Consider the following 15695-nt stretch of genomic DNA (forward strand, 5'->3'; position numbering starts at 1 on the left):
CGCACATGCGCGCCGTCTCAACCCGCGCGCCGGAGCGGCGCGCTATTTCGGAGCACGAACATGAGCAAAGTTACGCTGGGTGGCAACCCGATCGATCTCGCCGGCACGTTCCCGGCCGTCGGCTCGCAAGCCCCCGACTTCAAGCTGGTCGGCAAGGACCTCGCCGATCTGTCGCTCGCCAGCTTCGCCGGCAAGCGCAAGGTGCTGAACATCGTCCCGAGCCTCGATACGCCGACCTGCGCGACGTCGACCCGCAAGTTCAACGAAGCCGCGTCGTCGCTCGACAACACGGTCGTGGTCGTCGTGTCCGGCGACCTGCCGTTCGCCGCCACGCGCTTCTGCACGACCGAAGGCCTCGCAAACGTCGTGACGGCTTCGACGTTCCGCGCCGGCCGCGCGTTCGCGAACGCGTACGGCGTCGACGTGACGAGCGGCCCGCTGAACGGCCTGACGGCCCGCGCGGTCGTCGTGCTCGACGCGCAGGACAAGGTGATCCACGCGGAACTCGTCGGCGAGATCAAGGACGAGCCGAACTACGACGCAGCGCTCGCCGCACTGAAGTAACCCGCAGCCGCCCGACCCTGCCGCGCTGGGCCCGACGGCCTCCGCGCGCCGGCCGGGCGGCCGCCTCCTTTTGCTCTCTACAGGAACGCACGCCTTGACTACGCTGATTTGCGGCTCGCTCGCCTACGACAACATCATGACCTTCGAAGGCCGGTTTCGCGAGCACATCCTGCCCGACCAGGTTCACCTTCTGAACGTGAGCTTCCTCGTGCCGACGATGCGTCGCGAATTCGGCGGTTGCGCGGGGAACATCGCCTACGCGCTGCACATGCTCGGCGGCGACGCGCGCATCATGGCGACGGTCGGCGCGAACGACGCCGACCGCTATCTCGAGCGTCTCGACAGCCTCGGCCTGTCCAAGGCCAGCGTGCGCGTAGTGCCTGAAACGCACACCGCGCAGGCGATGATCACGACCGATCTCGAGAACAACCAGATCACCGCATTCCACCCGGGCGCGATGATGCAGTCGCACCTGAACCGCGCGGACGAAGTGTCGGGCGTGAAGCTCGGCATCGTCGCGCCGGACGGCTTCGACGGGATGGTCCAGCACGCCGAACAATTCGCGAAGGCCGGCATCCCGTTCATCTTCGATCCGGGCCAGGGCCTGCCGCTGTTCGACGGTGCGACGCTGCGCCGCATCATTGAACTCGCGACCTTCGTCGCGGTCAACGACTACGAGGGCAAGCTCGTCAGCGACAAGACGGGCTGGTCCGAACAGGAAATCGCCAGCCGGGTTCAGGCGTTGATCATCACGCGCGGCGAGCACGGCTCCACCATTCTTCACAAAAACGGCGAAGAACAGATTCCGGTCGTGCAAGCCGAGCGTGTCGTCGATCCGACCGGTTGCGGCGACGCCTTCCGGGGCGGCCTGCTGTACGGCATCGAGAATGGCCTCGACTGGGCAACCACGGGCCGCCTCGCGAGCCTCATGGGCTCGATCAAGATCGCCCACCAGGGGCCCCAGACTTACGCACTGACGCGCGCCGAAATCGACGCGCGCTTCGAGGCTGTCTTCGGTTACAGTCTCAAATGAATATTGTGGGAGAGCACGAATGTTGACCAAGAAAACCCTCACGCTCGCGGCCATGCTGACGGCCACCCTGACGCTCGCCGGCTGCTTCACGGCGCCGGGCTCGGCAGATGTCTATAGCGTCGGCCAGGCGCAGCGCGAACAAACCGTCCGCATGGGCACGGTCGAAAGCGTCCGTGCCGTACGCATCCAGTCCGACGGTGGCGGCAGCGCGATCGGCACGCTCGGCGGCGGTGCGCTCGGCGCAGTCGCGGGTAGCGCGATCGGCGGCGGCAAGGGGTCGATCCTGACGGCCATCGCGGGCGGTCTCGTCGGCGCGGTCGCGGGTAACGCGGTCGGCGAAAACCTCAGCACGGCGAACGGTGTCGAAATCACCGTGCGCCTCGACAACGGCGACCTGCGCTCGATCACGCAGGCGGCGAGCGGCGAGATGTTCCGCGCCGGTGAACGTGTGCGGCTGCTGTCGAGCGGCGGCGTCACGCGCGTCACGCACTAACCGAGCATCCTCAGCACGCGGCGCAAGCCGCGGTCGAACGCATGTGCGAAGCTGCACATGCGTTTTTTTTCGTCCGTGACCGGCAACCGGCCGGCACATCGATGAATACGGACGAAAAAAATCCCGCCACCTGAGCCAGATGGCGGGATTGATTGAGTAGCGCTACTCAACCCACGGACACCACGTGAGTGTCCGGGTGGTACTGGTCAGCCGCGATTACGGACGGCTGCCGGTCGGGAACGGCCATGCCGCTGCCGGGTTGAGCGCGGTCTTCACGCCCGATGCCGGCGCGACCGATGCGGTCGACGCGGTGGTTGCCGGTGCAGCCTTCTTCACGACGGCCTTCTTCGGAGCAGCAGCCTTCTTCGCCGGTGCGGCGGCCTTCGGTGCAGCGGCAGCCTTCGGTGCAGCGGCAGCCTTCGGTGCAGCAGCAGCCTTCTTCGCAGGGGCAGCCTTCTTGGCAGGTGCAGCCTTCTTCGCGGCAGCCTTCTTCGCAGGCGCAGCCTTCTTCGCGGCAGCCTTCTTCGCAGGCGCGGCCTTCTTGGCAGCAGCCTTCTTCGCCGGTGCGGCCTTCTTCGCAGCAACCTTCTTTACTGCGACTTTCTTGGCTGCAACCTTCTTCGCAGCGGCCTTCTTCGCCGGTGCTGCCTTCTTCGCGGCAACCTTCTTCACCGCGACTTTCTTCGCAGCAACCTTCTTGGCTGCAACCTTCTTCGTTGCGACCTTCTTTGCCGCGACCTTCTTCGCAGCGGCCTTCTTCGCCGGTGCTGCCTTCTTCGCGGCAACCTTCTTCACCGCGACCTTCTTCGCAGCAACCTTCTTCACTGCAGCGGCCTTCTTCGCCGGAGCAGCAGCCTTCTTCGCAACGGTCTTCTTGGCAGCAACCTTCTTAGCAGCCGGTTTCTTCTTGGCAGTAGCCATGTTGTTCTCCTTCAGGTTCAGATGAGAGTCAGTTCAAACTACACCCTTCGTCAAAACCCGCTTCCCGCGGACGCTGTTCAGGACGTGCGCTTCGAAGCGGGCTATTCATCGGCGTACGCGGATACCGCGCGCTTACGCTAATGAATACGGTATGGCGCGCGTGACCCCATGGCCTCGCGCGCCAAATCAAGTCGGTAGCCGGTGCGCTTCGCACCGCCACCCCTAATCGCTTGATCAAGCGGACGGCCACACGGCCGTCCGCTTTTTCCGGAGGGAAGTTTGCCCATCCCACTGAAGGGTTCGCAAAGTGCCGATCATGTCGTTGGGCCGTTAAGGCACCGGGCATGCTTTGCATCAGGCGTTCTTGCTCCTAAACCTTGGGCCGGGGCCGAGAGGCCACCGGCTGCTCCATCATGTGACGGGTTCGCTGCTGCGGGTTATTCCCAGGACAGCGCGCCGCCCGTCTGATACTCGATCACACGCGTCTCGAAGAAGTTGCGCTCCTTCTTCAGGTCGATCATCTCGCTCATCCACGGGAACGGGTTTTCCTCGTTCGGGTACAGCGGGTCGAGGCCGATCTGCTGGCAACGGCGGTTGCTGATGAAGCGCAGATAGCTCTTGAACATCGACGCGTTCAGACCCAGCACGCCGCGCGGCATCGTGTCCTCGGCGTAGCGGTATTCGAGTTCGACAGCCTGCTTGAACAACTCGCGGATCTCGGCGCGGAATTCCGCGGTCCAGAGATGCGGGTTCTCGAGCTTGATCTGGTTGATCAGGTCGATGCCGAAATTGCAGTGCATCGACTCGTCACGCAGGATGTACTGATATTGCTCTGCAGCACCCGTCATCTTGTTCTGGCGGCCGAGCGCGAGAATCTGCGTGAAGCCGACATAGAAGAACAGGCCTTCCATGATGCAGGCGAACACGATCAGCGACTTCAGCAGCTTCTGATCCGCTTCGAGCGTGCCAGTCTTGAAGGCCGGGTCCGTCAGCGTGTGGATAAACGGGATCAGGAATTCGTCCTTCGCGCGGATCGACGTGACCTCGTGGTACGCGTTGAAGATCTCGCCTTCGTCGAGACCGAGCGATTCGACAATGTATTGGTACGCGTGCGTGTGGATCGCTTCTTCGAACGCCTGGCGCAGCAGGAACTGCCGGCACTCGGGCGCCGTGATGTGGCGGTACGTGCCGAGCACGATGTTATTCGCGGCGAGCGAATCGGCCGTCACGAAGAAGCCGAGGTTGCGCTTGACGATGCGGCGCTCGTCCTCGGTCAGACCGTTCGGGTCCTTCCACAGTGCGATGTCGCGGGACATGTTGATTTCCTGCGGCATCCAGTGGTTCGCGCAACCCGCCAGATACTTTTCCCACGCCCACTTGTACTTGAACGGCACCAGCTGATTGACGTCAGTCTGGCCGTTGATGATGCGCTTGTCGGCGACATTGACCCGTGCTTCCGAACCGCCAGCGGGAACAGCCGATGCTTGCGGCGGCACCGCAAGATCGCCTTCGAAAATGTCGCGGACCTGATGGGCGGCAGGCGTTGCAGCCTGCATTCCGACAGCCATCCCTGCGGAGGTGCGCATCGCGTTTTGCTGCGCTCCGCTCGCGGGGGTCACGGCAGTCTTCTCGTCATCCCAGTTGAGCATAAATTCTCACCATCAATTTAGAACGGTTTGTACCATCTTTTCCTGAGCGATAAAAGGGTTCGCTCACGAAAAATCCTTTTTTCGATTCGCGTTGCGACCTCGATACAACACTTTGAGCAACGCATCGTCGCTCATGCAGCGCGCGACGTGAGTCAAGCATGGTTCGCGAGGTGCGCTCGACGCATCGAACGCTGATCGAAACGCGACGTCGTCGGGGATGTTTCGATCGCTTGTCACTGCCTGCAACGCAAGTGCCGCGTTACAGATTCCTTATCATTTTTTTAGTAGAGAGCGGCGCACACTTCAACCTCGATCGGTTGTCGTGCGCGCCGCCCGAACCTTCTTCAGGTCATGCGCGCCGCGTTACTGGCAGGCTTCGCACTCGTCGAAGCCCGGATCGCCCGGACGCATCGTGCACACCGGACCGTCTGCTTCGACCGGCGCCAGCGCCGGTGCCGCATTGACCGCACCCGACGATGCATCGCCGCCTGCCGCACCGAAGCCGCCTGCCGCGCCTTGCGCGCCGCCGCTGCTCGAGCCACCGCTCGTCGGCACTGCGTTCAGCGCGCCGTGTGCGACCGTCGACTTCTCGACGTGCGTCGCCGCCATCGTGCGGAGGTAGTAGGTCGTCTTCAGACCGCGCAGCCATGCGAGCTTGTAGACCTCGTCGAGCTTCTTGCCCGACGCGCCACCCATGTAGATGTTCAGCGACTGCGCCTGGTCGATCCACTTCTGGCGACGCGATGCCGCTTCGACCAGCCACGTCGGGTCGACTTCGAACGCGGTCGCGTAGATCGCGCGCAGGTCGGCCGGGATGCGGTCGATGCGCGACAGCATGCCGTCGAAGTACTTCAGGTCGGCGACCATCACTTCGTCCCACAGGCCGCGTTCCTTCAGGTCGCGAACGAGGTACTCGTTGACCACCGTGAACTCGCCCGACAGGTTCGACTTCACGTACAGGTTCTGGAAGGTCGGCTCGATGCACGCCGACACGCCGATGATGTTCGAGATCGTCGCCGTCGGCGCGATCGCGACGCAGTTCGAGTTGCGCATGCCGTGCGCGGCGATCCGCGAACGCAGCGTCGTCCAGTCGAGCGACTCGGACGTGTCGACCTCGACGTAGCCGCCGCGCGCTTCCGTCAGCAGCTTCAGCGTGTCTTGCGGGAGGATGCCGCGATCCCACAGCGAGCCGCGGTAGCTCGAGTAGCGGCCGCGTTCCTCGGCCAGCTCGGTCGACGCGTAGTACGCGTAGTAGCAGACCGCTTCCATCGAACGATCGGCGAACTCGACCGCCGCTTCCGACGCGTACGGCGTGCGCAGCAGGTGCAGGCAGTCCTGGAAGCCCATGATGCCCATGCCGACCGGACGGTGCTTCAGGTTCGAGTTACGCGCCTTCGGCACCGCGTAGTAGTTGATGTCGATCACGTTGTCGAGCATGCGCATCGCGACGCTGATCGTGCGCTTAAGCTTGTCGTGGTCGAGCGCGTAGCTGCCGTCGGCCTGCTTCACCAGGTGGGCGACGAGGTTCACCGAGCCCAGGTTGCACACCGCGATTTCGGTGTCGCTCGTGTTCAGCGTGATTTCCGTGCACAGGTTCGACGAGTGGACGACGCCGACGTGCTGCTGCGGCGAGCGCACGTTGCACGGATCCTTGAACGTGATCCACGGGTGGCCCGTTTCGAACAGCATGCCGAGCATCTTGCGCCAGAGTTGCTGCGCCGGGATCTTCTTGAACAGCTTGATCTCGCCGCGCGCGACCTTGTCTTCGTAAGCCGTGTAAGCCGCCTCGAACTCGGCGCCGAACTTGTCGTGCAGGTCCGGGCAGGTCGACGGCGAGAACAGCGTCCAGTCGGCGCCTTCCATCACGCGCTTCATGAACAGGTCGGGAATCCAGTTCGCCGTGTTCATGTCGTGCGTACGGCGGCGATCGTCGCCGGTGTTCTTGCGCAGCTCGAGGAATTCCTCGATGTCGAGGTGCCACGATTCCAGGTACGCGCACACCGCGCCCTTGCGCTTGCCGCCCTGGTTGACCGCGACGGCCGTGTCGTTGACGACCTTAAGGAACGGGACCACGCCTTGCGACTTGCCGTTCGTGCCCTTGATATGCGAGCCGAGTGCGCGCACGCGGGTCCAGTCGTTGCCGAGACCGCCGGCGAACTTCGACAGCAGCGCGTTTTCCTTCAGCGCTTCATAGATGCCGTCGAGGTCGTCCGCGACCGTCGTCAGGTAGCACGACGACAGCTGCGAACGGTGCGTGCCCGAGTTGAACAGCGTCGGCGTCGAGCTCATGAAATCGAAGCTCGACAGCACGTTGTAGAACTCGATCGCGCGCGTTTCGCGGTCGATCTCGTTCAGCGACAGGCCCATCGCGACGCGCATGAAGAATGCCTGCGGCATTTCGATGCGCGAGCCGTCGACGTGCAGGAAGTAACGGTCGTACAGCGTCTGCAGGCCGAGGTAGCCGAACTGCAGGTCGCGGTTCGCGTCCAGCGCTTCGCCGAGACGCTTCAAGTCGAACTGCAGCAGCTTGTCGTCGAGCAGGCCGGCGTCGACGCCGCGCTTCAGGAACTGCGGGAAGTATTCCGCGTAGCGTGCCGACATCTCGGCCTGGACCACTTCCTCGCCGAGGATCTCGCGACGGATCGTGTGCAGCAGGATGCGGGCCGTGACCTGGCTGTACGCCGGATCCTTTTCGATCATCGTGCGCGCAGCGAGGATCGCCGAGTCGTAGACCTGGCTCATCGGCACGCCGTCGTACAGGTTCTTCACCGTTTCGGCGACGATCGGGTCAGGGTTAACCGCAGCGCCGAGACCGTCGCATGCCGACACGATCAGCGCGCGCAGCGCGTTCAGGTCGAGCGGGCGCGTGACGCCGTTGTCGACGACGTTGATGCCGGTGCTCGACTCGCCGCCCGCTGCCGCCGCTTCCTCGCCCGCATGCTGGCGCTCGAGGTGACGCTTCTCGCGATACAGCACGTACGCGCGCGCGACGTTGTGTTCGCCACCGCGCATCAGCGCGAGTTCGACCTGATCCTGGATGTCTTCGATATGGAACGTACCGCCGTTCGGACGGCTGCGCACGAGCGCGCGCACGACGTTGTGCGTCAGCTGCTCGACGAGTTCGCGCACGCGCGCCGATGCCGCGCCCTGCCCGCCGTTGACGGCCAGGAAAGCCTTGGTCACCGCAATCGCGATCTTCGAAGGCTCGAACGACACCACGCTGCCGTTGCGGCGGATCACCTTGTAGTCGGCGAACGTGGCCTGCGGCGCGAGCGCCTGCGCGCCCTGTTCGGTCCCGCCGAGCGGACGGCTCGAGGCGCTCTCGTACTGGGACGTCGCGTTGTCGGTGGTTTGCATGTGCAAAGCTCCTGGTGTTGGATGGTGCGGAGAGAACCGCGGATTAAAACGAACGCTGCGCAATGGGGTGCGCGAGCGGTAAGAGGCGAGCGATGCGTCGGGGAAGCCGGTTCGGTCGATGCGCGACAACCGATCCGGTCGTGTGCTTCGTCATGTGTACCCTGCCCCGTCGAAGTTCGCTGCGCTTGATCGCGACGCCCGGACCGCCCGGCCTGGCGCGCCGCCCTGAGAACCCTGTCCGCCGGCGTTGCCCGCCGGCCGGTGCCGCTCGGGTTTCCCCTGCGACACACACTATATCTAGTACAGAACCACTCAACTGGCACCAAGTATAGTGGACATTCGGACGAGGTCAAAACGGATAATTTGCGATGGAGGTATTGACATCGCTCGCGCGCAGACACGACAAGGCATTGGTCGGAGAAAAAACTTTCCCCGGTCAAAAAACCCTGCGTTCAGTGCTGACGGAAAGGAAAGTATTCGTCGGAAAAGCCGGCATCGCCCGCGAAGCGTTGCCAATCGAAGTGCGGCCCGGGGTCGGTTTTGCGGCCCGGCGCGACGTCCGAGTGCCCGGCAACGGCATCGATCGGGTAGCGCGCGGCGAGCGCGCGTGCGAGCACGCCGAGCGTCGCGTACTGCGCCGCGTCGAACGGCACGTCGTCCGTGCCTTCGAGCTCGATGCCGATCGAGAAGTCGTTGCAGCGCGGACGGCCGAAGAACTCGGACGCGCCCGCATGCCATGCGCGCTCGTCGCACGACACGAACTGCACGAGCTCGCCGTCGCGACGGATCAGGAAGTGCGCGGACACGCGCACGTCGCGCAGGTGGCTCTGGTAATAGGGATGCGCATCGCAATCGAGGCGATTCAGGAACAGCGCTTCGATTGCGTCGCCGCCGAACTCGCCAGGCGGCAGGCTGATGTTGTGGACGACGACGAGCGTCGGCACCGCGCCCGCGGGCCGCGCCTCGAAATTCGGCGACGGCGCGTGGCGCGCTTCGCGCACCCAGCCGTGTGCGTCGACCGACAGCAGCGCTGCGTCGCTCATCGGGCGTCGTGGCCGCTCGCGCGTGCGCCGTGGCGCTGCGCGTGCTCGGTGCTGCAGAAGTATTCGCCGCCTACGGCGACGGCATCGCCCTTCGGCGCATGCACGCCGCATTCGGCGCAGCGCACCATCGGTTCGGGCAGCGAGCGAGCGTCGTCGTTCGGGCGTGCCGTCCCGGTGCCGCGACCGGACGCGCCGTCGTAGCCGCCACCGCGGCCGGTGCGCGCCTGCGCATGCTCCTGGGCCTGGCGCAGCTTGCGCGTGAGCCACGAACCCGCGAAGAAGAGAAGAATCAGGAGAAGAATCTGTCGCATCGGAAACCTGCGTTCAAACCACGGAGCGGTGCAGCAGCACCTCGAAAACGAACCGGCTGCCGACATACGCGAGCAGCAGCGCGGCAAACGACACGAGCACCCAGCGCGCGGCGCCGCGCCCGCGCCAGCCCGACGTCTTGTGGGCGACCAGCAGGCCACCGAACATCAGCCACGACAGTACCGCGAACACGGTCTTGTGATCGAGCCGCAGCGCGCGTGCATCGACTTGCTCGCTGAACAGGATCCCCGACGCGAGCGTCAGCGTCAGCAACACGAAACCCGCGCCGATCAGGCGGAACAGCAGCTTCTCGAGCGTGAGCAGCGGCGGCAGCGTTTCGAGCCAGCTCGCGATCCAGCCGGTCGAGCCGTCGCGCCCGCCGCTCCTCAGCGACTGCAGGCGCCGCTCGACCATCAGCATCAGGACCGCGTGCAGCGCGGCGATCGCGAAGAGGCCGTACGCGATGTTCGCGATCAGGAAGTGCATCTTGAACAGCGGCGCCGCGGCATAAGGCAGCACCCGCACGCCGCCGAACACGAGCGGCAGCAGCGACGCGCCGCACGCGAGCGGCAGCACCAGCAGGCGCAGGCTGTCGAGCGGGAAGAAGAAGCTCTCGATCCAGTAGATGCCGGCGCCGAGCCAGAACATCGCGGACAGCGCGAACGCGAAACCGAAGATCATCGCGTCGTGCGGGAAAATCGTCATGTGCAGCAACACGCCGTGAGCGACGAGCGCCGCGAACAGCAGCGCGCGGCCGGCCCCGCTCATCCCCGACGCGGCGGACGCCGGAACCGGCACGGCCGGCACGCTCGCGACGAGCGGCGTCGCGCCCTGGCGGTGCGTGCGCCAGCCTGCGACGGCGAGGCCGCCGTACAGGAATGCAGTGAGGGCATACAGTACAATATCCATGTTCGAAGTTTACACTAGGCCCCCTTCCCGCGACGGCTCCCTTTGTTCGGTTCCGTTGCGCCTTCGGGCCCCACTGTCCATCGCTCCCCATGCTCGACAATCTCACTCAACGGATGGCGCGCGTCGTCAAGACGCTGCGCGGCGAGGCCCGGCTTACCGAGGCGAACACCCAGGAGATGCTCCGCGAGGTGCGTCTCGCGCTGCTGGAAGCCGACGTCGCGCTGCCCGTCGTCCGCGAATTCATCGCCAAGGTCAAGGAAAAGGCGCTCGGCGAGGAAGTGATCAGCAGCCTGTCGCCGGGTCAGGCGCTCGTCGGCGTGGTCCAGAAGGAACTGACCGCCGTGATCGGCGGCGACTACGAAGGCAAGGCCGCCGAGCTGAATCTCGCGGTCACGCCGCCCGCCGTGATCCTGATGGCCGGCCTGCAGGGCGCCGGCAAGACCACGACCGCCGGCAAGCTCGCGAAGCTGCTGCGCGAGAAGTACAAGAAGAAGGTGCTGACGGTGTCGTGCGACGTGTATCGCCCGGCCGCCATCATGCAGCTGAAAACGGTGAGCGAACAGGTCGGTGCCGATTTCTTCCCGTCGACACCCGACCAGAAGCCCGTCGACATCGCGCTCGCGGCCGTCGACTGGGCGAAGCGCCACTACCATGACGTGCTGATCGTCGACACGGCCGGCCGCCTCGGTATCGACGAGGCGATGATGCAGGAAATCGCCGCGCTGCACGGCACGCTGAAGCCGGCCGAAACGCTGTTCGTCGTCGACGCGATGCTCGGCCAGGACGCGGTCAACACCGCGAAGGCGTTCAACGACACACTGCCGCTCACCGGCGTCGTGCTGACCAAGCTCGACGGCGATTCGCGCGGCGGTGCCGCGCTGTCGGTGCGCCACATCACGGGCAAGCCGATCAAGTTCGTCGGCGTCGCCGAAAAGCTCGACGGCCTCGAGGTGTTCCACCCGGACCGGATGGCGAACCGGATCCTCGGCATGGGCGACATCCTCGCGCTCGTCGAGGAAGCCCAGCGCGGCGTCGACGTGCAGGCCGCGCAGAAGCTCGCCGACAAGGTCAAGAAAGGCGGCGACTTCGACCTGAACGACTTCCGCGCGCAGATCTCGCAGATGAAGAACATGGGCGGCCTGTCGTCGCTGATGGACAAGCTGCCTGCGCAGTTCCAGCAGGCCGCGGCCGGCGCCGACATGGGCCAGGCCGAGAAGTCGATCCGCCGGATGGAAGGGATCATCAGTTCGATGACGCCCGCCGAGCGAGCGAAACCCGAAATCATCAAGGCGACGCGCAAGCGCCGCATTGCAGCCGGCGCGGGCGTGCCGGTGCAGGAAGTCAACCGGATGCTGAACCAGTACGACCAAATGCGTACGATGATGAAGAAGCTGAAGGGCGGCAACATGCAGAAGATGATGCGCGGCCTGAAGGGCATGATGCCCGGCATGCGCTGATTCCGCCCGTCGGCCGGCGCGCGGGTTTTTGCCGTAGCGCGCGCCGGCCGTTCTGCTTCATTCTTATTTGTATACCGACTGCCCGCCAGAACACATGAACCGCGAAGAAGCCCTCCACATTTTCGACCACTCCGAAGAGATCGTCTCGGCAGACGCCGTCAACGCCTCGATCGCCCGGATGGCCGACGCGATCCGCGCCGAGATCGGCGATGCGTTCCCGCTCGTTCTCTCGGTGATGGGCGGCGCCGCGGTGTTTACCGGGATGCTGCTGCCGCATCTCGATTTCCCGCTGGAATTCGACTACATCCACCTGACCCGCTACCGCAACACGACGCAGGGCAGCCCCGAGATGCATTGGCGCGTCGCCCCGCGAGAATCGGTGAAGGACCGGATCGTGCTCGTGCTCGACGACATCCTCGACGAAGGCGAGACGATGGCCGCGATCCGCGACCGCATCCTCGACATGGGTGCGAAGCGCTTCATGTCCGCCGTGCTGTGCGAGAAGACGCTGACGAAGGCGAAACCGCTGCACCCCGACTTCTGCGGATTCTCGGTGCCGGACCGCTACGTGTTCGGCTGCGGGATGGACGCAAAGGGCTACTGGCGCAACCTCCCGACGATCCGTGCGCTGACCGCGAACGTCTGACCGCCCTGCCCGCCATAAAGAAAAGCGGCGCTCCGGTTTCCCGGAGCGCCGCTTTTTTTCCTCGGCCGCGCCGCCCGTGCTACAACTGGTGCACGAACGCCCGGATGCCGGCCAGCAGCATCTCGACCGAGATCGCGACGAGCACAAGACCCATCAGCCGCTCGAACGCGGCGACGGTCCGCTCGCCGAGCCACTGCTGGATCCGTTCGGCCAGCACCAACGTGATCGCGCAGACGATCATCGTGACCGTCAGCGCGCCGACCCACTCGAACATCTTGCCCGGCGCCTGCGACGTCAGCAGCATCACCGTCGCGAGCGCGGACGGCCCGGCGAGCGCGGGAATCGCGAGCGGCACGATGAACGGCTCGCCCCCGGCACGAGGATCGCTGCCGAGCGCACCGTCCGGATGCGGGAAGATCATCCGCAAAGCGATCAGGAACAGCACGATCCCGCCGCCGAGCCGCAGCGACAGGTCGGTGAGGTTCATCATCCGCAGGAAGCGGTCGCCGACCACCATGAAGAACAGCAGGATCACGAACGCGATCCCGACTTCACGCAGGATCAGCTTCACGCGCCGCTCGCGCGGCACGTCCCGCATCGCCGTGATGAACAGCGGGATGTTGCCGAGCGGATCCGTGATCAGCACGAGGAGCACGGTGGCCGACAGGAAGGTGTATTCCACCGTGTCCCCCGGTCGCGGCGCTTAGTGCGCGAGCGCGGCGCGGATCTTCTCCGTCACCGTCGCCGCAGCCGCGTCGGCCGGCAGCAGCGTCGCCTCGGCGTCGCGGCGGCCCTGGTACTCGATCTTGCCTTCCTTCAGGCCGCGCTCGCCGATCACCAGGCGATGCGGCACGCCGATCAGTTCCCAGTCGGCGAACATCACGCCAGGGCGCTCGCCGCGATCGTCGAGGATCACGTCGATGCCGGCCGCGGCCAGTTCCGCGTACAGCTTGTCGGCGGCCTCGCGGACCATCTCGCTGCGGTCATAGCCCATCGGGCACAGCACGACCTCGAACGGCGCGATCGACTCGGGCCAGATGATGCCCTTGTCGTCGAAGTTCTGTTCGATCGCCGCGCCGAGAATGCGCGTGACGCCGACGCCGTAGCAGCCCATCAGCATCGGCTGCGGCTTGCCCGACTCGTCGAGGAACGTCGCGCCCATCGCTTCCGAGTACTTGGTGCCGAGCTGGAACACGTGGCCGACTTCGATGCCGCGGCAGATGTCGATCTCTCCCTTGCCGTCCGGCGACGGATCGCCCTTCTTCACGTTGCGCACGTCGGCGACTTCCGGCTCCGGCAGGTCGCGGCCCCAGTTCACGCCTGCGATGTGATAGTCGACCTCGTTCGCGCCGACGACGAAGTCGCTCATGTTCGCGACCGTGCGATCGGCGATCACCTTCACCGGCTTCTTCGTGCCGACCGGGCCGAGATAGCCCGGCGGCGTGCCGAACCATTCGACGATTTCCTGCTCGGTCGCGAAGCGGTGGTTCTTCAGCCCCGGCAGCTTCGATACCTTGATCTCGTTCAGGTCGTGGTCGCCGCGCAGCATCACGAGCCAGATGGTCGGCTCGGCGCCTTCGTTCTCGGTCGCGAGCACGATCGACTTGATCGTGCGCTCGAGCGGGATCGCCAGCAGTTCGGCGACGGCTTCGCACTTCGCCTTGCCGGGCGTCGCGACCTTCTCCATCGCTTCGGCCGGCGCCGCGCGCTTGGGAGTCAGCGGCAGCGCTTCGGCCGCTTCGATGTTCGCCGCGAAATCGGACGTCGGGCAGTAGGCGATCGCGTCCTCGCCGGTATCGGCGATCACGTGGAACTCGTGCGAGAAGTTGCCGCCGATCGAGCCGCTGTCGGCCGCGACCGCACGGAACTCGAGGCCGAGGCGCGTGAAGATGCGCACGTATGCGTCATACATCTTGCGATACGACTCGTTCAGGCCGGCCGCGTCCTTGTCGAACGAATACGCGTCCTTCATGATGAATTCGCGTCCGCGCATCACGCCGAAGCGCGGACGGATCTCGTCGCGGAACTTCGTCTGGATCTGGTAGAAGTTCACCGGCATCTGCCGGTAGCTCTTGATCTGGTTGCGGGCGATGTCGGTGACGACTTCCTCGTGCGTCGGCCCGATCACGAAGTCGTTGTCCTTGCGGTCCTTGAAGCGCAGCAGCTCCGGGCCATACTGTTCCCAGCGGCCCGATTCCTGCCACAGCTCGGCCGGTTGCACGGCCGGCATCAGCAGCTCGATGGCGCCTGCCCGGTTCATTTCCTCGCGCACGATCGCCTCGACCTTGCGAATCGAACGCAGGCCGACCGGCAGGTAATTGTAGATGCCGCCGGCGACGCGACGGATCATGCCGGCGCGCACCATCAGCTTGTGGCTGACGATCTCTGCGTCGGCCGGTGCTTCTTTGAGGGTGCCGATAAAGAAACGGGAAGCTTTCATGCGGACGGTTCCAAATACGGCGCCCCCAGGCGGGGCGCCCGAAAAAGTTTCAAGGTGAAAAAGCTGCGCGCGACGAACGACGATGGCGCAGATGACTTAGCAGACAAATCAGGGACAATTCAGCCGGTGTACCCCGCGCGGATTCGCTCCGTCACGGTGCGCAGCGCCCGTTATCTGTTTATAATCAAAGCAATTTTAAAGGATTCGAAGGTGGTTGTATGCTGGATCGTGAAGGCTTTCGCCCGAACGTCGGCATCATCCTCTTGAACGCGCGCAACGAGGTGTTTTGGGGCAAGCGGCTCCGCGAGCATTCCTGGCAGTTTCCTCAAGGTGGGATCAAGTACGGCGAGACCCCCATGCAGGCGATGTACCGGGAACTGCACGAGGAGACGGGCCTGCACCCGGAACACGTCAAGATAATCGGCCGCACTCGCGACTGGTTGCGTTACGAGGTGCCTGACAAGTTCATCAAACGCGAAGTACGCGGACATTACCGCGGCCAGAAGCAGATCTGGTTCCTGCTGCGGATGGTCGGACGCGATTGCGACATTTGCTTGCGCGCGACCGATCACCCGGAGTTCGATGCGTGGCGCTGGAACGAGTATTGGGTGCCGCTCGATGCGGTGATCGAGTTCAAGCGGGATGTCTATCAGTTGGCGCTGACGGAACTGTCGCGCTTCCTGCGCCGCCCGGCGCAGCGAGCCGAAAAGCCGCGTGGGCCGCGTCCGTCGCGCTATCCGCGCGTCATTGGCGCACAGGCCCAGCAGACGCTGACGATTGTCGACACATCGGTAGTCTGTTCGGAGATCGAAGTAGAGGCGAGCACGCTCGACGAGTTGCCGCCCCGCGTGATCGTCGGCAAATGACGAGTCGG

At 64.8% G+C, this 15695-nt stretch carries 15 protein-coding genes; 6 read left to right on the forward strand and 9 right to left on the reverse strand.

Annotated elements, in window-relative coordinates:
* The first annotated feature begins 60 nt into the window (after nucleotides 1-60).
* The 3 genes from tpx (at nucleotide 61) to DIE23_RS02345 (ending at nucleotide 2090) form a co-directional block, all read left to right on the forward strand.
* Nucleotides 61-564 (forward strand): thiol peroxidase, encoded by a 504-nt coding sequence (tpx, locus tag DIE23_RS02335; protein WP_124610624.1) that lies wholly within the window; start codon nucleotides 61-63, stop codon nucleotides 562-564.
* Nucleotides 565-658: 94 nt separating this feature from the next.
* Nucleotides 659-1597: a carbohydrate kinase family protein gene (locus DIE23_RS02340; protein ID WP_124610625.1), complete on the forward strand. Its 939-nt coding sequence runs from the start codon at nucleotides 659-661 to the stop codon at nucleotides 1595-1597.
* Nucleotides 1598-1616: 19 nt separating this feature from the next.
* Entirely contained in the window at nucleotides 1617-2090 is a 474-nt protein-coding gene (locus DIE23_RS02345) for a glycine zipper 2TM domain-containing protein (RefSeq protein WP_059465339.1), read from the forward strand.
* 216 nt (nucleotides 2091-2306) lie between these two features.
* Here the strand turns inward: DIE23_RS02345 and DIE23_RS02350 are convergent, their stop codons facing one another.
* The 7 genes from DIE23_RS02350 to DIE23_RS02385 all read right to left on the reverse strand — a co-directional run bounded on the left by DIE23_RS02350 (nucleotide 2307) and on the right by DIE23_RS02385 (nucleotide 10278).
* Entirely contained in the window at nucleotides 2307-3011 is a 705-nt protein-coding gene (locus tag DIE23_RS02350; protein WP_124610626.1) for a histone H1-like DNA-binding protein, read from the reverse strand.
* Nucleotides 3012-3039: 28 nt separating this feature from the next.
* Nucleotides 3040-3366 (reverse strand): hypothetical protein, encoded by a 327-nt coding sequence (locus tag DIE23_RS02355; RefSeq protein WP_124610627.1) that lies wholly within the window; start codon nucleotides 3364-3366, stop codon nucleotides 3040-3042.
* Between the two features lie 82 nt (nucleotides 3367-3448).
* On the reverse strand, nucleotides 3449-4660 hold the full coding sequence (locus tag DIE23_RS02360) for a ribonucleotide-diphosphate reductase subunit beta (protein ID WP_014898151.1): 1212 nt from the start codon (nucleotides 4658-4660) through the stop codon (nucleotides 3449-3451).
* 363 nt (nucleotides 4661-5023) lie between these two features.
* On the reverse strand, nucleotides 5024-8017 hold the full coding sequence (locus DIE23_RS02370) for a ribonucleoside-diphosphate reductase subunit alpha (protein WP_124610629.1): 2994 nt from the start codon (nucleotides 8015-8017) through the stop codon (nucleotides 5024-5026).
* Between the two features lie 452 nt (nucleotides 8018-8469).
* The gene (gene ampD, locus DIE23_RS02375) at nucleotides 8470-9060 is read right to left on the reverse strand and encodes a 1,6-anhydro-N-acetylmuramyl-L-alanine amidase AmpD (protein WP_124610630.1); all 591 of its coding nucleotides are present in this window, start codon (nucleotides 9058-9060) and stop codon (nucleotides 8470-8472) included.
* Complete coding sequence (locus DIE23_RS02380) at nucleotides 9057-9371, reverse strand: PP0621 family protein (protein ID WP_124610631.1); 315 nt, start codon at nucleotides 9369-9371, stop codon at nucleotides 9057-9059. Before DIE23_RS02380 ends, ampD begins: the two co-directional genes overlap by 4 nt.
* Before the next feature lie 13 nt (nucleotides 9372-9384).
* Complete coding sequence (locus DIE23_RS02385; RefSeq protein WP_124610632.1) at nucleotides 9385-10278, reverse strand: inner membrane protein YpjD; 894 nt, start codon at nucleotides 10276-10278, stop codon at nucleotides 9385-9387.
* 89 nt (nucleotides 10279-10367) lie between these two features.
* Between DIE23_RS02385 and ffh the strand changes: the two genes are divergently transcribed.
* Complete coding sequence (gene ffh / locus DIE23_RS02390) at nucleotides 10368-11735, forward strand: signal recognition particle protein (protein ID WP_039317379.1); 1368 nt, start codon at nucleotides 10368-10370, stop codon at nucleotides 11733-11735.
* A 94-nt stretch (nucleotides 11736-11829) separates the two neighbouring features.
* Nucleotides 11830-12381 carry a hypoxanthine-guanine phosphoribosyltransferase gene (locus tag DIE23_RS02395; RefSeq protein WP_124610633.1) on the forward strand — a complete coding sequence of 184 codons (552 nt, stop codon included), beginning with the start codon at nucleotides 11830-11832 and terminating at the stop codon, nucleotides 12379-12381.
* Between the two features lie 79 nt (nucleotides 12382-12460).
* Here DIE23_RS02395 and DIE23_RS02400 read toward each other — a convergent pair whose 3' ends face one another.
* Complete coding sequence (locus DIE23_RS02400; RefSeq protein ID WP_096472392.1) at nucleotides 12461-13063, reverse strand: MarC family protein; 603 nt, start codon at nucleotides 13061-13063, stop codon at nucleotides 12461-12463.
* Between the two features lie 21 nt (nucleotides 13064-13084).
* Nucleotides 13085-14821, reverse strand: coding sequence for a proline--tRNA ligase (locus DIE23_RS02405; protein ID WP_124610634.1), 1737 nt, complete (start codon nucleotides 14819-14821; stop codon nucleotides 13085-13087).
* Nucleotides 14822-15039: 218 nt separating this feature from the next.
* Between DIE23_RS02405 and DIE23_RS02415 the strand changes: the two genes are divergently transcribed.
* Nucleotides 15040-15687 carry an RNA pyrophosphohydrolase gene (locus DIE23_RS02415; RefSeq protein ID WP_124610635.1) on the forward strand — a complete coding sequence of 216 codons (648 nt, stop codon included), beginning with the start codon at nucleotides 15040-15042 and terminating at the stop codon, nucleotides 15685-15687.
* Nucleotides 15688-15695: the final 8 nt, after the last annotated feature.

Source organism: Burkholderia sp. Bp9143, from assembly GCF_003853645.1.
In the GTDB taxonomy this organism is placed as follows: Bacteria; Pseudomonadota; Gammaproteobacteria; order Burkholderiales; family Burkholderiaceae; genus Burkholderia.